The sequence below is a fragment of the Nocardia sp. NPDC087230 genome (assembly GCF_044744725.1).
Lineage (GTDB): Bacteria > Actinomycetota > Actinomycetes > Mycobacteriales > Mycobacteriaceae > Nocardia > Nocardia canadensis.
On record NZ_JBIUYV010000005.1, the window covers coordinates 454648 to 475764 of the forward strand.

The 21117-nt window shown below is 70.9% G+C and carries 12 protein-coding genes and 1 pseudogene; 6 read left to right on the forward strand and 7 right to left on the reverse strand.

Annotation, left to right across the window (positions count from 1 at the left end; all coding sequences use genetic code 11):
- Nucleotides 1-41: 41 nt before the first annotated feature.
- Nucleotides 42-1292 (forward strand): CdaR family transcriptional regulator, encoded by a 1251-nt coding sequence (locus ACIO52_RS20380; protein ID WP_218720521.1) that lies wholly within the window; start codon nt 42-44, stop codon nt 1290-1292.
- 47 nt (nt 1293-1339) lie between these two features.
- Here the strand turns inward: ACIO52_RS20380 and ACIO52_RS20385 are convergent, their stop codons facing one another.
- From ACIO52_RS20385 to ACIO52_RS20400, 4 genes are read right to left on the reverse strand one after another with little or no spacing between them, the layout of a single operon-like run.
- Nucleotides 1340-2647, reverse strand: coding sequence for a protoporphyrinogen/coproporphyrinogen oxidase (locus tag ACIO52_RS20385; RefSeq protein ID WP_402645834.1), 1308 nt, complete (start codon nt 2645-2647; stop codon nt 1340-1342).
- Complete coding sequence (locus ACIO52_RS20390) at nt 2644-3633, reverse strand: AfsA-related hotdog domain-containing protein (RefSeq protein ID WP_218720523.1); 990 nt, start codon at nt 3631-3633, stop codon at nt 2644-2646. The genes ACIO52_RS20385 and ACIO52_RS20390 overlap by 4 nt, the downstream gene beginning before the upstream one ends.
- Nucleotides 3630-6752: a type I polyketide synthase gene (locus ACIO52_RS20395; RefSeq protein WP_402645837.1), complete on the reverse strand. Its 3123-nt coding sequence runs from the start codon at nt 6750-6752 to the stop codon at nt 3630-3632. Before ACIO52_RS20395 ends, ACIO52_RS20390 begins: the two co-directional genes overlap by 4 nt.
- Before the next feature lie 23 nt (nt 6753-6775).
- On the reverse strand, nt 6776-13249 hold the full coding sequence (locus ACIO52_RS20400; protein ID WP_402645839.1) for a type I polyketide synthase: 6474 nt from the start codon (nt 13247-13249) through the stop codon (nt 6776-6778).
- A 185-nt stretch (nt 13250-13434) separates the two neighbouring features.
- Between ACIO52_RS20400 and ACIO52_RS20405 the strand changes: the two genes are divergently transcribed.
- The 4 genes from ACIO52_RS20405 (at nt 13435) to ACIO52_RS20420 (ending at nt 18479) form a co-directional block, all read left to right on the forward strand.
- Nucleotides 13435-14340 (forward strand): SDR family NAD(P)-dependent oxidoreductase, encoded by a 906-nt coding sequence (locus ACIO52_RS20405; RefSeq protein WP_316575384.1) that lies wholly within the window; start codon nt 13435-13437, stop codon nt 14338-14340.
- Nucleotides 14327-15535: a lipase family protein gene (locus ACIO52_RS20410; RefSeq protein ID WP_218718050.1), complete on the forward strand. Its 1209-nt coding sequence runs from the start codon at nt 14327-14329 to the stop codon at nt 15533-15535. Before ACIO52_RS20405 ends, ACIO52_RS20410 begins: the two co-directional genes overlap by 14 nt.
- A gap of 35 nt (nt 15536-15570) precedes the next feature.
- Nucleotides 15571-16758 carry a lipase family protein gene (locus tag ACIO52_RS20415; RefSeq protein ID WP_316574957.1) on the forward strand — a complete coding sequence of 396 codons (1188 nt, stop codon included), beginning with the start codon at nt 15571-15573 and terminating at the stop codon, nt 16756-16758.
- A 167-nt stretch (nt 16759-16925) separates the two neighbouring features.
- The gene (locus ACIO52_RS20420; RefSeq protein WP_316574958.1) at nt 16926-18479 is read left to right on the forward strand and encodes an acyl-CoA carboxylase subunit beta; all 1554 of its coding nucleotides are present in this window, start codon (nt 16926-16928) and stop codon (nt 18477-18479) included.
- 58 nt (nt 18480-18537) lie between these two features.
- On the opposite strand, the gene ACIO52_RS20425 is transcribed toward ACIO52_RS20420, so the two are convergent.
- Nucleotides 18538-18759 carry a hypothetical protein gene (locus ACIO52_RS20425; protein WP_218718053.1) on the reverse strand — a complete coding sequence of 74 codons (222 nt, stop codon included), beginning with the start codon at nt 18757-18759 and terminating at the stop codon, nt 18538-18540.
- 86 nt (nt 18760-18845) lie between these two features.
- Here ACIO52_RS20425 and ACIO52_RS20430 point away from each other — a divergent pair.
- Nucleotides 18846-19241, forward strand: a pseudogene (locus tag ACIO52_RS20430) (SDR family oxidoreductase); the annotation flags it as partial.
- Between the two features lie 659 nt (nt 19242-19900).
- On the opposite strand, the gene ACIO52_RS20435 reads toward ACIO52_RS20430, so the two are convergent.
- Together ACIO52_RS20435 and ACIO52_RS20440 are read right to left on the reverse strand one after the other, a co-directional pair.
- Nucleotides 19901-20317 (reverse strand): ATP-binding protein, encoded by a 417-nt coding sequence (locus ACIO52_RS20435; protein ID WP_316574959.1) that lies wholly within the window; start codon nt 20315-20317, stop codon nt 19901-19903.
- A 101-nt stretch (nt 20318-20418) separates the two neighbouring features.
- On the reverse strand, nt 20419-20853 hold the full coding sequence (locus ACIO52_RS20440) for an anti-sigma factor (RefSeq protein WP_218718055.1): 435 nt from the start codon (nt 20851-20853) through the stop codon (nt 20419-20421).
- Nucleotides 20854-21117 lie beyond the last annotated feature (264 nt).

Sequence of the window (21117 nt, forward strand, 5' to 3'; positions counted from 1 at the left end):
GCTATGTTGCCATTCACACAGGACACGATGGAGTGAACGCGATGACTTCTTCCGCTATCGATCGGGCGCCCGATCCGATCACCACCACCGACGGCCGTGCTGTGTCGAGCTTCTTGGGCAACGTCGACGATCTGGTCTCGCAGCTGGTCACCTACTTCGCCGAGAACGTCATGCCCTGTCAGGCCCTGCCGAGTGAAGCGATGCGCAGCGACGTCACCGAGTTCACCCGACGCTGCCTGATGCTGGCGATGGAGATGCTCGACAAGCGCACGACGCCCTCCGAGGCGCAGCTGGTGGCGCTGCGCGCGGCCTCCGCCCAGCACGCGCGCGAAGGGGTGCCCGTCGAGACCCTGTTGCGGGCCTACGCCGAGGGTTTCCGCATCGGCTTCGAGTTGGTCATCGGCAATGTCACCGCCGCCGATCTCGCCGAGGTCATCGCGGGCACCCGACTGCTTCTGCAGACGCTGGAGGTGATCAACGCGACGGTGACCGGCGCCTACCTCGACGAGCAGCGCCAGGTGGCCAAGGAGCATCAGACCGGGGCCCAGACGATGGTGTCGGCGCTGCTGAGCGGGCACGGTGTCGGCGCCCTGACCCGGCAGACCGGCATCCGGGTGGCCGCGTCGTATCAGGTGGTGGCGCTGATGATTCCGGTGATCGCGGACGAGCTCGATCCCCGGGTCGACGCCCAGGTCGTCGCCCGGCGCAAGCTGCGCCGGGTACAGGCGGCGTTGGCCGATGCCTTCGCCTCGCGCTCGCTGGCGCTGCTGAGCACCTACGGCGGCACCCTGCTGATCCCGAACGACCAACCCGACGAGCCGGTGATGACCGAGGCCGTCCTCACCGAGATCAGCAAGCTGGCCGGGGTCGGGCTCACCGCGACGCTGGTGCCCGCGCCGACCCACCTGATCCCGACGGCGGCCGAGCAGGCGCACGAACTGCTGGATCTGGTGCGTGGCATCGCCAAACCCGCAGGGCTGTATCAGCTGTCGGATGTGGCGATCGAGTATCAGCTCACCCGGCCGGGGCCCGCGCGGCATCATCTCGCCGCGGTGATCGCCCCGCTCGCCGACCATCCGGATCTGCTGGAAACGCTGCGGACCTACATGGACACCGGACTCAATCGCAAAGCGACCGGCAGCCGGCTGCACGTCCACCCCAATACGGTCGACTACCGGCTGCGGCGGGTGGGTGGTCTGACCGATCTCGATCTCACCACGGCGGAAGGCATCCTGCGTGCCCGGATCGCCTTGCTCGCCGACGATCTGGAGAACACCACCGGCGCCGCGTGACGCGGGCGGTCGTCGAGCACGACACCGACGACCGCACCGCATCGGCGCTACCGCGTGATCGCGCGCGCCGCGGCGATGCCGGACCGGAAGCACGCTTCGAGCTGCGCGCCCAGCAGATAGTCCCCGGCGAGTTCCAGTCCGGCCAGGGCATCGGACTGTTCGCGCACCTTCCCCAGGAACGCGGCGTGATCGGGCAGATACGCGCAGTGCGCCGCGGCCCAGCTGCGCGATTCGGTGCGAACGCGGGCCGGCATGAACCCGCCGAGGTGGCCGCGCACCGTCGCTTCGGCTTCGTCGATCCAGCGGCTCAGCTGCACGGTGTCGGGTCGTGGGCGGGCCGCGCGGCCGCTGAAGGTGTAGCGGACGATGTCGCGGTCGTGCACGCCGTAGACGCCGGCGGCGCTGCACGGACCCGAGTCGAACGCGATCGAGCGAACAGTGCTGCCGAAGAACGGCTTCGCGTACTGCACCACCGCCACCGTGGACGGGTGATAGGTCACCTCGCCCAGCAGCTTGGCCAGCGCGGGTGCCACCGGCTCCAGCAGGACCGCGGCCGCGTGCGCCGGAATCGCGAGCACCACCCCGTCGTAGCCGGTGGAGCTCGCCGCGCCGCCGCTGTCGGACACGTCCAGTCCGGTGATCCGCCCGTCGCGGACGACGAGGCGATCCACCCGGGTGTTCAGCCGCACCCGCACCTGCCCGGCGAACCAGTCCAGGACGGGCTGCATTCCGTCGACGAGCTGGTCGTAGCGATCCTGCACCATGCCCAGGCTCACCCCGAACGCGCCGAGGAAGACCTCGTCCGGCTCGGCGGCGTTGAGCCGAACGGTCAACGGCCGCAACACGGTGCGCGCGAAGTCCGGGCCGAAGTGCGCGCTCAGCGCGGCGGCGTCGTTGCGGGCGCCCACGGCACCGAAGAAGTCCGAGCCCAGGTACCGATGGCGCTCGTCGAAACGCACCCGCGCGCCGTAGTAGAGCATCCGCGCCGCGTCCACCGGCGATCCGGTGCGCAGGAGATGACGCAGGAATCCGGCGATGCCGGGGTTGTCGAGGGTCACCATCTCGCCGTCGACGATCTGCGAGCTGTTGATGCCGAACGGCTCGTAGGCCCGGTCTCCCGACGCGGCGATGAACCGGCGCAGCTCGTGATATCGCCGTCCGATGTTCTTGCCGCCCATCATGATCGGGCGGCCGCCGAGCGTGTCGAAGCCGCAGCGGCCGCCGAGCACGGCGTCTTGTTCGAGCACCTCGACGTCGTGTCCGGCCTGATGGAGCTGGTAGGCGGCGCCGATACCGGACAGACCGCCGCCGATGACGGCGAACCGCTTGCCCGATCCTGTCGCTGGGGTGGTCATGATCCGGTGTGCTCCTGTCGTTCCCGGGACGCGGGATAGTGCGCCAGCTCGAGGCGAGCGACGGCGATGGTGTTGCCGAACTGGTGCAGGTCGACCTGGACGGCGATCTCGCCCATCGCGAGGTCGCCCACGATCGTGGTGGCGCAGGTGATCTCGCTGTCGAGTTCGGCGAAGTCGCTGAACCGGGCCGTCACGTCCAACACCGCCGCGACCGGCGAGTCGAGCGCACCGGCCTCGGTCGCGGCGAGGACCGCCGCCTGCCGGAACGCCTCGAGCAGCAGCGGGCCGGGGACATGGTCGTACTGGTGGTCGAAGAAGCTCGGGTGGCCGCGATCCACGACCAGGACCAGCCTGCCCGCGGCATCGCGGGCGAGCACGACATTGCGTGGGTCGCGCCGTCCGACCAGGGCGGGATCCAGCGGTCGGGGTGCGTCGGCGCCGCTCGGGGCGCGCGCGGATCGACCGCGCCGCTGGAGTTCGCGGAATTCGTCGTAGGCCTCGCGCGGGAACGCGATCCCGCTGCCGCGCACCGACAACGCCGACGCGCCGTGCACGGTCAGCACGGCCTCGAAGGAGACATCCTGGTAGTAGCCGCGGCCTGATCCCGCTGCCCCCGGGCGGAGTCGCACGATCCCCTCGAAGGGTTCGCGTTCGGTGTCGCGGAAGGTGCTGAGGTCTTCGACCTGGAACGACATCGTCTGCAGGCTCGCCGGCGCGTCGGCGGGCACCCCGAGGTGCCGCTGGCCGACGACCAGCAGCGACTGTCGTACGGCCTCCAGCGCGGCGAAGGGATCGTGATAGGCGACCAGCCGGTCGAACCACAGCGAGTGCGCTCGCGGAACCTGTACCGCGACAAGGAATTCGCTCTCACCCACGACGGCGGTGTCGGCGACGTAGACCTCGGCCAGACCGCGCCGGTGCGCCAGGACGGCCGGTACCAGCTGCTCGAAGGCGACGGTGCCGCGAGGCACGGAGGACAGCGTCATGCGGGCACCGCCTCGGGGGTCGTCGTGTCGGCCCAGATCCGAGCGACGAGCAGATCCGCGAGCGCTCGGGGCGTCGGATGGGTGAACAGATCCTCGAGCGAGACGTGGGTACCCGCGGCTCTGGTGATCCGGCCGCGCAGTTCCAGCGCGCTGAGCGAGGTCAGCCCGATCTGCAGGAGGGTGGCGTCGAGGTCGATGTCGTCGTCGGTGCGGTCGATGAGGATTTCCCGGATCTGGGCCAGCACCAAGCGCGTCGCGACCTCGGCACGCTGCTCGTCCGGGATCTCCGCCAGGTCCGCTCGCTCGCGGGCCTGCGCCGGTTCCCGCAGCGTCGACGGTCCGGCGGACGGCGTCACCTCGCCGACGATGCCGTTGCCCGCCGCGCCGATCAGGTTCTCGACCACGGCGCTGTCGGTGTGTACCCAGTAGCGCCTGCGCTGGAACGGGTAGGTCGGCAGGTCGACGAGCCCGGGCGCCCGGTCGCCGTGGAGCGCCCGCCAGTCCACCTCGGCGCCGCCGACCCATGCGCTCGCCAGGGCCTGCACCGCCGACATCGCCTCGTCGACACCGGGTCGCAGCAGCGGGACGGTGACGCTGCCGCTGGCGGCGAGCGTCTCGTAGACCAGGGCGGAGAGCGTGTCGCCCGCGCCGAGCTCGAGATAGGTACCCACCTCGGCTTCGTGCATCCAGCGCACGCTGTCGTGGAAGAGCACCGGTTCACGGGCCTGGCGAACCCAGTGGCCGACCGAGGTCAGCAGGCCCGGGGTCGCTTCGGCGCCGGTCAGTGTGGACACGACCGGGAGCCGGGGCTCGTCGAGCCGGATCGACGCCAGGACCCCGCGCAACTCCTCGACGATCGCCGCCACGTGGGGGGAGTGGAAGGCGCGATCGACACCGAGCCGCGTGACCCGGCGCCCGCGGCCCCGCCAGTACCGGGCGATCTCACCGATCGCGGTGGGATCGCCCGCGATCACCGTGGCGTTCGGGCCGTTGACCGCGGCCACCGAGACCGTCGGGCGCCCCGCGATCGAGGCGAGCGCCTCGTCGGCGCCTGCCCGCACCGCGATCATCGCGCCCTGTTCCATGCGCTGCATCAACCGGCCGCGGGCGGCCACCACCGCGATCGCGTCGGGGAGCGAGAACACCCCGGCCACATACGCGGCGGTGAGTTCACCGAGGGAATGCCCGACCAGGTAATCCGGTGTCACTCCACAGGATTCGAGCAGTCGGTACAGCGCCACCTGGAGGGCGAATACGGCGGGTTGGGCGTAGTCGGTCCGCGCGAGCAGCTCGGTGTCGGCGTCGAACACCGCCCCGCGCAGCGAGTGCTCGAGGTGGGCGTCGAAGCCGGCGGCGGTCTCGTCGAAGGCCCGCGCGAAGACCGGGTAGGCGTCGTAGAGTCCGCGGCCGATACCGGCGAGCTGCCCGCCCTGACCGGGAAACATCATCGCCAGCTTGCCGCCGCGAGGCGACGCCACGGCCGAGGGTGCGCCGAGCGCGGCGAGCCCGTCGAGGAGTTCGGCGCCGGTCCGGCCCACGACGACCGCACGGTGGTCGAATCGCGTGCGCGTGGTGGCCAGCGAATACCCGATCCCGGCGGGGTCGTCGGCGGAGTCCGCCACCGCGGCGTACAGCCGAGCCGCCTGGGCGCGCAGACCGGCGGCATCGCGCGCCGACAGCGGCCACGCGACGGGCGCCGTGGGGCGCCGATCCGGCTCTGTCACCAGGCTTTCGGGCTCCGGCGCCTGCTCCACGATCACATGCGCGTTGGTTCCGCTGATGCCGAACGACGACACCCCGGCCCGGCGCGGGTGCTCGGTTTCCGGCCAGACCTGGGGACGCCGCGCGAGCCGGATCCGGTCGGCGGACCAGTCGGCGTGCGGGGTCGGTGCGTCGACGTGCAGGGTCGGCGGGACCATCGCGCGCCGGAGCGACTCGACGACCTTGATGACGCCGGCGACCCCGGCGGCCGACTGGGTATGTCCCATATTGGATTTGACCGAGCCGAGCACCAGCGGCGGCGCACCGTCGCGCTGCCCATAGGTGGCCAGCAAGGCCTGCGCCTCCACCGGGTCACCGAGCACGGTGCCGGTGCCGTGGCCTTCCACCACGTCCACCTCGCCGGCCCGCAGCCCGGCGTTGGCCAGGGCCGACTGGATCACCCGCTGCTGGGCGATGCCGCGCGGCGCGGTGAGCCCGTTCGACGCGCCGTCACTGTTCACCGCGGACCCGCGCACGACCGCGAGCACCCGGTGCCCGTGCCGCCGGGCATCCGAGAGACGCTCCAGCAGCAGCATTCCGGCGCCCTCACCCCAGGCCGTGCCGTCGGCGCCGGCGGCGTAGGACTTGCACCGCCCGTCCGCCGCCAGCGCGCGCTGGCGGGAGAACAGGGCGAACGGCATCGGGGTCGACATCACGGTGACACCCCCGGCCAGGGCCGTCGTGCACTCCCCCAGCCGCAGCGACTGCACGGCCTGGTGGATCGCGACCAGCGAGGACGAGCACGCGGTGTCGACGGTCACCGCGGGCCCCTCCAACCCCAGCAGATAGGCGACGCGACCGGCCGCCATGGAGGCGTGGTTACCGGTGAAGTAGTAGGTCTCGGCGCCGTCCCAGGACCGGGTGGCGCCGAAGCCGTAGCCCTGATCGCTGAAGCCGACGAACACCCCGGTCGCGCTGCCGCGCAGGGCCGTCGGGTCCAGCCGGGCGTGCTCGACCGATTCCCAGGCGATCTCGAGCAGCAACCGCTGCTGCGGGTCCATCGCCTCGGCTTCGAGCGGGCTGATGCCGAAGAAGCCGGCGTCGAACTCGCCCGCGTTGTCGAGGAAACCTCCTTCGCGCACATACGATTTGGCGAACTTGTCGGGGTCGGGGTCGTAGAACCCGTCGATGTCCCAGCCGCGATCGGCGGGGAATTCGGTGATCAGGTCGCGCCCGTCGATCAGGGCCTGCCACAGCTCGTCGGGAGTGGTGATCGCGCCGGGGAAACGGCACGACATGCCGATGATCGCGATCGGTTCCCTGGCGCGTTCCTGCTCCTCGCTCAGGCGCTGCCTGGTTTCCTGCAACTGTCGGGTGGCGCGCTTGAGATAGGCGCGCAGTTCGGCTTCGTCGGCCATTCGAGTCTCGCTTTCTGGTCGGCTCAGACCGAACGGACCTGGTCGATCAGGTCGAAGAGCGCGTCGTCGTCGGCGACGTCGATGTTGTCGACGAAGTCCTCGGCCCCGCCGCCGCGCAGGGCGCGCGCGAGGTCGTTGATCCGGCCGAGCAGCTCCTCGATCCGTTCCGGCGGCAGGTCCACCCCGGCGCACCCGGCGGCGAGCGCGTCGAGCTGGGCGGCGATGCGCGCCGCGGGATCGTCGACCGGGGCGATCTCGGTGCGCAGGTACTGGGCCAGCGCGGCGGCGTTGGGGTAGTCGAACACGATGGTGGTGCGCAGCTTGGCCCCCGTGGCGGCTTCGAGCCGATTGCGGAATTCCACCGCGCCCAGCGAGTCGAAGCCCAGGTCGGTGAAGGCGGTCTCGGCGGGCACCGCCTCGGCGGAGGCATGCCCGAGTACCGCCGCCGCGTGCGACCGGATCACGCCCAGGATGATCCGCTCCTGCTCGGCGGGCTCGACGCCGGCCAGCGCGGCCAGCAGCTTCGCCGATTCGTCGGAGCCGCCACCGGCGACCCGGCGCGGACCGCGCAGCAGCGACCGCAGAATCGCGGGCATCTCGTCCACGTCGCCGAGTGACTGCAACGCGGTGAGATCGAGTCGGGCGGGGACCGCCAGCGACCTGCCGGTCGACAGCGCGGTGTCGAACAGGGCCATGCCGTCCGCGTCGCCGAGCGGGATGAGACCTTCGCGGCGCATCCGCTGCCGGTCACGCTCGGTGAGATGACCGGTGATGCCGGTGCCGCGCTCCCACAGCCCCCAGGCCAGGGCGGTCGCGGGCAGGCCGTGCTGCCTGCGGTGCTGGGCCAGTGCGTCGAGGAAGCCGTTGGCCGCGGCATAGTTCGCCTGACCGGGATTGCCGAGCAGACCCGCGATCGAGGAGTACAGGACGAACTGGGCCCGCGGGTGGTGGCGTGTCGCCTCGTGCAGGTGCCAGGCGGCTTCGGCCTTGGCGTGGAATACCTTCGCGACGTGGTCGGGGGTGTGCTCGGCGAACAGCGCGTCCGCGACCAGGCCCGCGGTGTGCACCACCGCGGTGAGCGGGCGCTCGGGTGGGATCGCGGCGACCAGCGCGGTCACCGCGTCCCGGTCACCGACATCGCAGGCGGCAATGTCGACCCGAGCGCCGAGCGCGGCCAGTTCGGCGGCGAGCTCGGCGGCGCCGTCGGCAGCGGGTCCGCGCCGGCTGGCCAGCAGCAGATGCCGCACGCCGTGGGCGGTGACCAGGTGCCGGGCGGCGAGCGCGCCCAGGCCGCCGGTGCCGCCGGTCACCAGGACGGTGCCGTCGGGGTCCAGCGGGGCCGGGACCGTCAGCACGTACTTGCCGACGTGGTGGGCCTGACTCAGCTGCCGGAACGCCTCCGGCGCCCGACGCACATCCCAGCGCGTCACCGGAAGGGGGCGCAGGACACCGGATTCGAACAGGCCGCGCAGGTCGGTCAGGATCTCGTGCAACCGGTCGGGGCCCGCCTCCATCAGCAGGAAGTTCTGGTAGCCGACCCCCGGGTACCGCGCCGCGATCTCGTCGGGGTCGCGCAGATCGGTCAGGCCCATCTCGATGAAGCGGCCCCCGCGCGGCAGCAGGCGCAGCGACGCGTCGACCTTCTCGCCCGCCAGCGAGTCGAGCACGATGTCGACACCGCGGCCCCCGGTGACCGCCAGGAACTTGCCCTCGAACTCGGTGGTGCGGGTGTTGCCGATACGCTCGTCGCCGAAACCGTTCGCCCGCAGCGCATCCCATTTCCCGGGGCTGGCCGTGACGAACAGGTCGAGCCCGAGATGACGGGCCAGCTGCACCGCGGCCATCCCGACACCGCCGGTCGCGGCGTGGATGAGCAGCGACTCCCCTGCCCGCGCCCCGGCCAGGTCGACCAGAGCGTAGTAGGCGGTGGCGAACACGATCGGCGCGGCGGCGGCGTCCTCGAACGACCAGCCCGTCGGGATCGGGATCACCGTCCGCCGGTCGGCCACCACCGTGGCGCTCACGCCGGTGAAGATGCCCATCACGCGGTCGCCGGGCGCGAAGTCCACCACGTCGGGTGCGACCTCGATGACGACACCGGCGCCTTCGCCGCCGATGGCGGTGTTCGGGATCGGGTACATCCCGAGCACGATCAGGACGTCACGGAAGTTCACGCCCGCCGCGCGGACCGCGATGCGGACCTGCCCCGGTGCCAGCGGTGTGGGCGCGGACTGTTCGGCGAGGAACATGTTGTCCCCGTTGAGGGTGCCGCGACCGCGATCGACGAGCTGCCAGTCGCCGCCGTCGAGCGCGTCGGCCGATCCGACCGTATCCGCGCCGGCGCGAACCAGGCGGGGCGCGTGGGATTCGCCGTGCCGGATCGCCAGCTGGGGTTCGGTGGTGAGCGCCACGGCGGCACGGACCGCCTCGCGATAGTCGGTCCGCCCGTCGAGATCGAGCAGGGTGATCCGGCCGGGGTGCTCGTTCTGCGCGGTCCGCAGCAGACCCCACACCGCCGCGCCCGCGAGATCGCCGATGTCCTCGGCGCTGTGCACGGCGACCGCGCCGGTGCTCACGAACACGATCCGGGCCCGGGTGAACCGATCATCGGCGAGCAGGTCCTGGACGACGGCCTGGACCGCGATCACCTGCTCGTGCGCGGTCGCCGGGTCGGGGGCGGCACCGGGCACCCGCACGACGACGAGGTCGCCCGCGCCGCGTGCGCACTGCTCCACCACGACCGCGCCCTCGGCGAGGGTGTGCCATTCGCCGTCGTCGCCGATCCCGTCGGGTGCGGGGACTGTCACCCAGTTCAGTTCGAACAGGCCGCCGTCGGTCGCCGACGGCCGCTGTTCCAGGAGGTCGAGCGAGATCTCGCGCAGCGCCAGCGATTCCGCGCGGGCGACCGGCCTGCCCGTCGTATCGGTCAGTTCGAGCGCGATCCGGTCCGTTCCGGCGGGGGTCAGCCGGACCCGGAGTTCGGCCGCGCCTACCGCGAACAGCGACACGCCTTCCCAGGCGAACGGGAGCCGCACCGTGCCGGACTCGGTCGGTCCGACGGTGCCGGTCGCGATCATCGCGTGCAGCGCCGCGTCCAGCAGCGCGGGGTGCAGACCGAACTGTCCGGCCGCGCCGGCGTCGGCCTCGGGCAGGGCCACCTCGGCCAGCACCTCGGCACCGTGACGCCAGATCCGGCCGAGCCCGCGGAAGGCGGAGCCGTAGTCGTATCCCGCCGCCGCCATCGCCTCGTACGGGTCACCGAGAGCCACCGCGACGGCTCCCGGCGGCGGCCACGCACCGGTGACGGCCGCGGCCGGATCGGTCGCGGCCCGCACGGTGCCCGTGGCGTGACAGGTCCACGGCAGGTCGGACCCGGTCGATGTCTGCGGGCGGGAGTACACCCCCAGGGTGCGCTCCCCCGACTCCCGCGCCGCGCCGACGAGCACCTGGATCTCCACCGCGCCCGGCTCGGGCAGCACCAGCGGCGCTTCGAGCACGAGTTCACCGACCTCGGGGCAGTCCACCCGTTGTCCCGCGTGCCAGGCGAGTTCGACGAAGGCCGTCCCGGGCAGCAGAATCGCGCCGCCGATCCGGTGACCCGCCAGCCAGGGGTGGGTGTGCGGCGACAGCCGCCCGGTCAGCAGCAGCCCGCCGTCCTGGGCGAGATCGACCTTGGCGCCGAGCAGCGGATGGTCCGCGGCGGCGAGTCCGGCGCCGCGCACATTGCTGCCCTCGGTCACCTCGAGCCAGTACCGGTCGCGCTGAAAGGCGTAGGTGGGCAAGTCGATCCGGCGGGCCCCGGAACCGTCGAACACCGAGACCGGATCCAGCGACGTCCCTGCCGAATACAACGCCGACAGTCCCAGGGCGAACGCGAGGTCACCGGCCAGGCCGGGCCGTTGCAGCGCGACGGCGGTCACTGCCTCACCATCGTCGACGATCTCGTGCACCATCGCCGTCAGGGCGGCGCCCGGCCCCATTTCCGCGAAGCAGTCGACACCGCCCTGCTCGCGCGCCCACCGCACCGCGTCCAGGTAGCGGACCGGTTCGCGCAGATGGTTGACCCAGTAGTCCGGGGAGCACAGTTCGGTCACCTCGGCGACCTTGCCGGTGAGCGCCGAGATCACCGGCACCGTCGGCGGATGATAGGTCAGGCCGCGACATACCTGGTCGAATTCCGCGAGGACCGCGTCCATGTGGGCCGAATGGAACGCGTGACTCACCAGCAGCCGGGTGGTGCGCACGTCCTCGGCCGTCAGCTGACCGGCGAGCGCGTCGATCGACGCGCTCGCGCCCGACAGGACCACCGACGCGGGCCCGTTGACGGCGGCGATGCTCACGTCGTCGTATTCGCGGACCAGCTCGGCGGCGGTCGCGGCGTCCGTGGCGACCGCGATCATCGCCCCGCCCGCCGGTCCGGACTGCATGAGCCGTCCTCGGGCCGCCACCAGCGCGCACGCGTCCGGCAGCGACCAGACGCCGGCCACCTGCGCCGCGACGATCTCCCCGATCGAATGGCCCAGCACGAATGCCGGTCGCAGGCCCCAGGATTCGGCCAGCCGGTAGATCGCCACCTCGGTGGCGAAGAGCGCGACCTGGGTGATCTCGGTGCGGTCCAGCAGGGCGGCCCGCTCGGTGCCCGGCGCGGCGAAGACCACGTCGAGCAACGAGAGCTCGAGGTGCTTGTCCAGCTCCTCGCAGACCTCGTCGAAGGCCGTCCGGTACACGGGATAGCTGTCGTAGAGCTCGCGCCCCATGCCGACGCGCTGCGCGCCCTGCCCGGGGAACATCGCCGCCGTCACCGCCGCACCGGCCGTGCCGCGCACGACGTTGTGCGCGGACCGATCCTCGGCGACCGATCGCAGTCCCGCGGCCAACTCGTCGAGATCGTGTCCCACGATCACGGCGCGATGGTCGAACCGCGCCCGGGTATCCAGCAGCGAGAAGCCGATGTCGACGGCGTCGGTGGCGACGCCGGACTCGACCGCGCCGAGCAACGCCGCCGCCTGCGCCACGACGCCGTCGGCCGAGCGGGCGCTCAGCACCCACGGAATCACCGGCGGCACAAGGGCATCGGCGGGCCGGGCCACGTCCTGCTCGAGGTCGCCGCGCTCGACGATCACATGCGCGTTGGTGCCGCTGATACCGAAGGACGACACCGCCGCACGCGGCGGACGACCGGTCGCGGGCCACGCCTGGGTCTCGGTCGCCAGCCGCACCGCGCCCGCGGACCAATCCACGTGCGGCGTCGGCTCGTCGACATTGATCGTCGGCGGCACGAGCCCGTGCCGCATCGCCATGACCATCTTGATCAACCCGCCGACACCGGCCGCGGCCTGGGTATGGCCCATGTTCGATTTGAGCGACCCGAGCAACAGCGGCTCCGCCCCGTCGCGCTCGGCGCCGTAGGTCGCCAGCAGCGCCTCGGCCTCGATGGGATCGCCCAGCCGGGTCCCGGTGCCGTGCGCCTCGACGACGTCGACCTCGTGCGAGGCCAGCCCCGCGTCGGCCAGCGCCGAGCGGATCACCCGCTGCTGGGATCGTCCGTTCGGCGCGGTCAGGCCGTTGGACGCGCCGTCGGAGTTCACCGCCGTGCCGCGCACCAGGCCCAGGATTCGATGGCCGTTACGCCGGGCCTCGGAGACCCGCTCGAGCAACAGCATGCCGACGCCCTCACCCCACGCGGTACCGTCGGCGCCCGCGGCGAAGGACTTGCACCGGCCGTCGGCGGCGAGGGCGCGCTGGGTGGAGAACGCGACGAACGCGGCGGGTGTCGCCATCACCGTGACACCGCCGGCCAGCGCCAGCGTCGACTCGCCGGAACGCAGCGATCGCACCGCCTGGTGGATCGCGACCAGCGACGACGAGCAGGCGGTGTCCACGGTGACCGAGGGCCCCTCCAGCCCGAGCACATAGGACACCCGGCCGGAAGCGATGCTGGAGGCCTGCCCGGTCATCAGGAAGTGCTCGATCGTCTCGCGCACCCGTTCGTCGATATCGCGCGAGGACGGGCCCTGCATATCCGGCATCAGGCCGACGAACACACCGGTGGCGCTGCCGCGCACCGTGGTCGGATCGATCCCGGCCCGCTCGAACGTCTCCCACGCGGTCTCGAGCACCAGCCGCTGCTGCGGGTCCATCGCCAGGGCCTCGCGCGGACTGATGCCGAAGAAGTTCGCGTCGAACGCGGTGGCGCCGTCGAGGAAGCCGCCCGTGCGGACGTACGACTTGCCTGGCAGCCCGGGTTCGGGATCGAACAGTCCCTCGACGTCCCAGCCCCGATCGGCGGGCCACTCCCCCACCAGGCTGCGCCCCTCGACGGCCGCCTGCCACAGCTGCTCCGGCGAGGTGACCCCGCCCGGGTAACGGCACGCCATTCCGACGATGGCGATCGGCTCGGTGGCTCGCGCTTCCACGTCGTCGAGACGCTGCCGGGTGACCTGCAATTCCCGGACGGCCTTCTTCATATACGTGCGTAGTTCGTCTTCGCGAGCCATACGGCAAACATCTCCTAGCTAATCGACAGCTGCTCGGGCACTGACGGCGTCACGCTATGTCAGCCGATGACCGAATTCCGGACGCGCAGGCCGTCTTTGGGAAACGACCAGCCCGCGCCGCGCCGCGTTTGACGTTTTCCAAACGCATTGCCATCGGGATTCCGCAATTCGTAATGTCGGGCGCCATGGCAAGGACTCCCGATCCGATACCGGATCAGCACGGCCGGCGATTCGTCATCACCGGGGCCAACGGTGGCCTCGGCGCGGAGGTGACCCGCGTTCTCGTCGCCCACGGCGCCTCGGTGGTCATGGCCTGCCGTGATCCGCGGCGCGGCAGCGATATCGCGGCACGCGTGGGGGGCGATGTCACGGTGGCCGAACTGGATCTGGCCGACCTGACCGCCGTCGCGCGATTCGCCCGGCAATGCGGCGAATTCGACGTGCTGATCAACAACGCGGGCCTGATGAATGTGCCGTTCGCGCGCACGGCCGATGGTTTCGAGACCCAATTCGGGGTCAATCATCTCGGCCATTTCGCCTTGACCGGGCTCCTGCTGGACCGAGTCCGCGACCGGGTCGTCTCGCTGTCGAGCATTTCGCACGGTTGGACGCGTTCCCTGCCGCTCGACGACCTGCGTTTCGAACGCCGCCGGTACTCGCGCTCGACGGCCTACGCCGAATCGAAACTGTCCACGTTGATGTTCGGCCGGGAACTGCAGCGCAGGCTCGACGAGCACGGGTCGCGTCTGCGGTCGTATGTGGTGCATCCGGGCGTCTCCCCGACCGGCCTCGTCGCCCACACCGAGACCCCGCTCGACTACGTCGCCGAGCCGTTCATCCGCCTCGTCGGTCAATCACGCGCCGCCGCGGCACAATCCATTCTGTACGCCGCGACCTCGCCCGACGCGGACCCGCACACCTATTGGGGGCCGACCAAGCTGTTCAACACGCGGGGCGCGATCGGCGCGTGCCCGTCGAGCGCGCTCTCGCGCGAGCGCTCCCGCTGGCAGCAGCTGTGGGAGGTCTCCGAGCGGGCCACCGGTATCGGTTTCCGGATTCCCGCGCCGGGGGTGAGCCATGAGGATCGCTGACGCCCGCGCACTGGCCTGCGCCGTCTTGGCCGGCCTGCTCGTCGCCGGCGCTCAGCCCGCGACCGCCGCGGTGCCGCTGTATCCGACGCCGGACCCCGACCCGTTCTATTCCGCGCCCGCCGACCTCGCGAGCCGGGATCCCGGGGCGGTCCTCGCGGTCCGCACGCAAGATCCGCTGCCGTATTTCCCCACGGCCACGGTCACGCTGATCAAGTTCCGGTCCACCGATTCCCAGGGCAGGCCGATCGCGGCGACCACCACGATCCTCACCCCGAACGACCACCGCCCCGGCGGGCCGCTGCTGTCCTACCAGCACATCATCAACGGTCTCGGCACGCAGTGCGCGGTCTCGCGCGCCCTCTACGCCTACGACCCGAACCTGCTCTACCGGGCCGTTCCGCTGCTGAACACGATGCTGCTGCGAGGCTGGAGCATCGCGCTGCCCGATCACCTCGGACCGAACGCCGCCTACGGCGCGGCCCGGCTCGGCGGCCAGATCACCCTCGACGGCATCCGCGCCGCGCTCCGGGTGCCCGAACTCGGCCTCGCCGACAGCCCGGCGGCCATGCTCGGCTATTCCGGCGGCGGAATGGCGACCGGCTGGGCCGCGGCCCTCGCGCCCCGGTACGCCCCGGAACTCCGGCTGGTCGGGGCCGCGCAGGGTGGTGTGCCGATGAACATCACCACGATGGCCCGCGCCCTGGGCTTGGCTCCGCACCCCATGTTCGGGCTGGCCATGGCCGCGGCGCTCGGGCTGGAACGCGAATACCCGGACCGGCTGCCGATCAGCGGACAGCTCAACGACACCGGCCTGGCGGTGCGCGAGGCGATGTCCAACGGCTGCACGGTCGAACTCATCGCCGCGGGCGCCATGCACAGCGCGAGCGACCTGGCCTCGACCGTGTCCCTGATCGACGACCCGAGGGCGTGGGCGGTAGGCGACGAGAACAGCCTCGAACTCTTCGACGGGGTGCCGACGATGCCGATCTTCGAATGGCACACCCCGGTCGATCCGCTGATCCCCGTCGACGCGGTCGTGCACACCAACCAGCGCTACTGCCGGGCCGGAACCCCGGTCCTGTCCGAGCTCTACCCCAGTCCCGACCACCTCGCCACCGCGGTCATGGGATTCCCCTCCGCCGTGGCGTGGCTCGACGCGCGGTTCCGCGGCGAACCCGCGCCGACCAACTGCTGACCACCCGCCCGCTCCACCGATGACAAGGATCCACCATGCGCCGGATCTGGACGGCCGCCCTGACGGTGCTGTTCTGCGCTCTGACCGCCGGACTGTTCGCCCCCGCGGCGACCGCCGAACCCCTCTATCCCACACCGAACCCGGACCCGTTCTTCACGGCACCCGACACCCTCGGCGACCTCGCCCCCGGTGACGTGGTCCGTACGCGCAAGCTCGACACCGGGCTCTACGCGGGCACCGACATCTGGCACGTCGCCTTCCGCTCCACCAATTCCGCGGGCCACCCCATCATGGGCGTGACCACCGTGCTGATCCCGGTCGGCGTCCACAACCCACCGCTGGTGTCCTACCAGGCCCTGATCAACTCCCTCGGCACCAAGTGCAACCCCTCGTACTCGTTGCTCAACGAGGAAACCCTCGACGCCTTCGGCGCGGTGCTGCCGCTGAGCCGGGGCTGGGCGGTCGCGCTGCCGGACTACCTCGGCCCGACCGTCGCCTACGGCGCCGCCAAGCTCAGTGGCATGGTCACCCTCGACAGCGTGCAAGCCCTGCAACGCGCGACCGAACTCGGCCTGGGTCAGTCACCGATCGCACTGGCCGGGTACTCCGGTGGTGGCATGGCCACGGCGTGGGCCGCCGCTCTGCAACCCACCTACGCGCCCGATCTGACACTCGCCGGCGTCGCCGCGGGCGGTATTCCGGCCGACCTCGAACAGATGGCCCTGGGCATCGGCTTCGGCCCGCACCCCGGGTTCGGTCTCGCGTGGGCGGCCGCCATGGGCCTGGAACGCGAATACCCCGAGCGACTGCCGATCTCGGACCAGCTCAACGCCGAGGGCCTGTGGTTCCGGGACTTCACCCACGACGAATGTCGCCGCTTCCTGCTCCTGCACGGCGCACTGCGCAACGCCGAACAGCTCGCCGCCACCAAGAGCCTGATGGACAATCCCGACGCCCGCGCCGTGCTGCGCGAGAACAGCTTGCGCGACTACCCCGGCATCCCCGAAACCCCCACCTTCTTCTGGCAAGGAGTCTTCGACGAACTGACCCCGTTCGACGCCGTCGCCGACGTCGCGGACCGGTACTGCCGCGCGGGGGCATCGATCACCTTCTCCCGCTACGAGATAGCCGAACACATGACCACCGCCGTCGCGGGCCTGCCCGAAGCCTGGAACTTTCTGGAGGCGCGCTTCCGGAACGAACCCGCGCCCGCGCGCTGCTGAGCGCGACATGGCCGACGTAATCCATTGTGTTCGACCGGACAGTGACGGGAAGACGACATGACGACCGACTGTGAACTGTCCCTGAGACTCGGCGCTTCGAGCCCGAGCGCCCCGAATCCGCCTAACGTCTGCGCCAGCACAGTAGTAGCTGAAAGGTGGCGGTAGGCGTGGCGAGTACGCAGGCGAAGCTCGAGCAACTGGTCGACATCCTGGCGATCGCGGCAGAGCCCGCCGGCGAGGCCGGCGTCGCCAAGCGCGCGAAGAAGGGCATTCCCAGCGTCCGCGAGCGTCTGCGCATGCTCCTGGACCCGGGCACCTTCGTCGAGATCGGCGCGTTCGCCCGCCAGCCCGACCAGCCCGACGCCCTCTACGGCGACGGCCTGGTCACCGGTCGGGGACTCATCCACGGGCGGCCGGTCGTGGTGATCGCCCACGACCAGACCGTCTACGGCGGGTCGGTCGGCGTCACCGCGGCGCGCAAGTTCATGCGCGCGTTGAAAATCGCCTTCGACAATGCCTGCCCGGTGGTCACGATCAACGACTCCGGCGGAGCGCGGATCCAGGACGCGGTCGGCTCGATCGCCTCCTTCGGCGACATCTCCCGCGTGCTGGAAAAACTGTCCGGCTATGTGCCGCAGGTGTCGATCATCCTCGGCAAGTGCGCGGCGGGGTCGGTCTACGGGCCGATCAACACCGATGTGCTCATCGGCACCAAGGATTCCTACATGTTCGTCACCGGGCCGGAGGTGATCAAGGCGGTCAACGGTGAGGACATCTCCGCCGAGGACCTCGGTGGCGCCGAGGTCCAGGCCAAGCGCGGCACCCTGCATCACATCGCCGACACCGAGCAGCAGGCTTACGACTGGGCCCGCAACTACCTGAGCTACATGCCGACGAGCTGCCTCGAACAGCCACCGATCGTCAATCCCGGGCTGGAGTCGGAGATCACCGCCCACGACCTGGAACTCGACGCGATCATCCCGGATTCCGACCGCGCAGGCTACGACATGCACGACATCTTGCTGCGCATCTTCGACGACGGTGAATTCCACGAGATCCGGGCCCTGTTCGCCCCGAACCTGATCACCGGCTTCGCCCGGGTCGACGGCCACCCGGTGGGGGTGATCGCCAATCAGCCACTGGTGCTGGGCGGTTCGATCGATGCCGCCTGCTCGGACAAGTCCACCTACTTCATCCGGCTCTGCGACGCGTTCAACATCCCGCTGGTCTTCGTCGTCGACACCCCCGGCGTGCTGCCCGGCCTCGAACAGGAAGCCGCCGGTGTGATCATCCGCGGCGGTCGGGTCCCCCGCGCGATCATCGAGGCGACGGTGCCGATCATCAATCTGGTGGTGCGCAAGTCCTATGGTGGCGCCTACGGCATGATGGCCGCCCGGCAGGTCGGCGCCGACATCAGCTTCGCGTGGCCGACCGCCCGGATCGCGGTGATCGGCGCCGAGAGCGCTGTCGACCTCATCGGCAAGCGCCAGCTGGCCGCCGTGCCCGAGGAACATCGCGCCGCCGCCCGCGATTTCATGATCAACCAGTACAACGAGACGGTCGCCACCCCGTGGATCGCGGCCGAACGCGGCTACATCGACGCCGTCATCGAGCCGTCCCGCACCCGCCTCGAGATCCGCCACGCCCTGCGCCTGCTGCGCGACAAACCTCCGGTCACCCCCGAATTCAACCCGCGCAAGCACGGGATCTACCCGATGTGAGCCCGCCGTCCCCCGGTCGCGGAGGAAGCGCTGTCCACCGCCGACATCGGCGGTCGGGCTAGCTGTCGCGGACGTCGACCGAGGGCCGGGCGGAGTCCAGGGCTCTGGTGGTCGTCACCATCGCGGCGGCCAGCCCGATCGAGCCGGCGAACGCGAGCGGCAGCGAGGACGTCAGTGTCACCAGCCCGAAGAGGAAGAACACGCAGGTGGCCAACATGATGATGGTGCTGGTCAGATCCATGCTCGGCGTACTCGTTGTCCGATTACGTGAGTTGGTCATACACCCAGGGTTGACCACGGCGCCCGTTGCCAAACCGTGATCATCGAATCGACAACTACCCGGCTCGAATTCACGACGGCTCCGACGCGTCCTTCCATCTCGTCCAGGCGGCGGTTCCGCACATGCGGCCGGGGTCGTCGATCATCGGCAGTTCGTCGGTGAATTCCGACATGCCCAATCCGACGCCGGCACCGTATGCCGCGACCGAAGCCGCGATCGCGAATCTGTCCGCGAGCCTGGCGCAATTGCTGGGCGACAAGGGCATCCGGGTGAACAGTGTGGCGCCCGGCCCGATCTGGATGCCGCTGATTCCGTCCACCATGCCACCGGAGAAGGTCGCGAAGTTCGGGGACGACACCCCGCTGGGCAGGGCGGGACAGCCCGCCGAGCTCGCGCCCGCCTATGTCCTGCTCGCCGCCGACGACGGTAGCTACCTCTCCGGCGCCAGGCTCGCGGTCACCGGCGGCCGTCCGATCCTTTGATTCGCGGCGCGTTCCCGTTTCGCGCGGCGGGACGCGGGCATCGCGGGGACATGGCGATCATCCGCCGTTCACCACCGTCGAGGAGGCGATCATGACCCCGGTCGAACCGACCCCCCAACCCCCGCCGCCGGCCCCCTTCCCGCCCGGTCCCGCGCCGGACCCCATCCCGCCCACTCCCGGCGACCCGGTGCCGCCCCTACCTCGTCCGGGCGAACCGATTCCCCGATCCCCACTCCGGAGCCCACCCTCCCCGATCCGTCCGCGCGGCGGTAGACGCGGGTACTCCGAGGGCCGCCATCACGACCGTTGCACCGCATCGACCTCACCGGCGATTCGGTCGACCGGATCCGGCACGGCGACCCGCACGACGGATAACGCACGCGCGGGGCCGATTCAACCCCGGCAGGCTCGGCCCCGCGCCGACGATCGGGTCCGGCGGGTGTCGACGTGAATCTCTGCGGCTGTCACGTGATGCGGGTCTGGCCGGCCTGAGGGTGGACCACACTCTCCGCGGTCGCGTTCGCTGGGTCGCGATCGAACGGCCAAGCGGATCGCCGGTCGCCAGCGGCGCCCGCGCATCGGTCGCCGCACCGGCAAGGGGAGAAATGCTCGTTGTCGCCCGGGCAGCTGACGGGCCGGTCACACCCCGGCGACCCCACTCAGCACGGGTTCGGGGTCCCCAGTTCCGCCCAGACCGTCTTGCCGGCCTCCCGATACTCGACGCCCCAGCGGGCGGACAGCTGGGTGACCAGCCGTAACCCGGTGCCGCCGGTGCCGTCCGGGCGGCGGATGCGGGGTCGGGTGGCCGAACTGTCGTCGACTTCCACCCGGAATCGGGCCGGACCTGCCACGATCAACCGGCAGGATCGCTCCGGCGCGCTGTGGCGAACAGCATTGCTGGCCAACTCGTCACACACCTGCACCGCGTCCTCGACTCCGACGCCGGCACACTGCGTCAGCAGCCGGCGAACCGTATGGCGGACCTGACCCAGCGACACGGTCTCGAGGTCGAGCTCCACCGTCGTCGTCCTCGCGCGGTGTTCGGCGCGTGTTCGGTTCGGTGTCACATCGTTCACCGGAATCCTCCTCGCGCTCATCATGCTGTCCGACCGGACATACCCGGAGCCGCTCGGCGGAAACGGCAGCGGCGGAGATGGCGCGAGCGGCCGGGAGCGCCTCAGGCGCGGGTGCGCGCCCGCTCGAACACCACGGTGACCGAACGTCCGCCGGTGTCGGGGTCGAGCGGACCCGTCTCCACGGCGAGGCGATCGGTGCTCGCCTCGAGCACCTGCCAGCCCAGGCCGGTCTCGTCGATGGGGTCGGCCACCATCGACACCGCGCCCACCTCCATACGCATGCCGCGCTTATCGGCGGAGAACTCACACCGGATCCGGGTTTCGGGCACGGCGTGCACCATCAGGCAAGTGGCGATCTCGTCCAACGCCACACGCAGGTCGGTGATCTCATCGATCAGGAATCCGGCGACCATGGCGGCGGTCTCGGCGACGGCGCGCAGCATCAGCAACTGGCTGATCTCGGCCTGCACATCCCATCCGAGCCGCGTGTTCCGGACCTGCCGTTCGGCCAGCGCTCTGTCGAGCGGGTTCGTCATCGTGGCTCCCCTCGTGGCGTTGACGTGGCCCGAGCGGGGCCGCCACGGGCCACAGGGTACGCGGGCCTCCGACAGCTCGGGCAGCCGGGCGAACGCCGGCCGAACCCGGCTGTCCCGCTTCGCATCCCTGCCCGGCGCATCGACCGGCTCGCCGGGACCGACGATCGGCAACGAGGTTTGGGAACGACACGAAACGGTAACTCTTCGATCAACAAGGTCCATACCTTCCGACTTGCCAGCCTGCCAGTCGACCGGTACTCACAG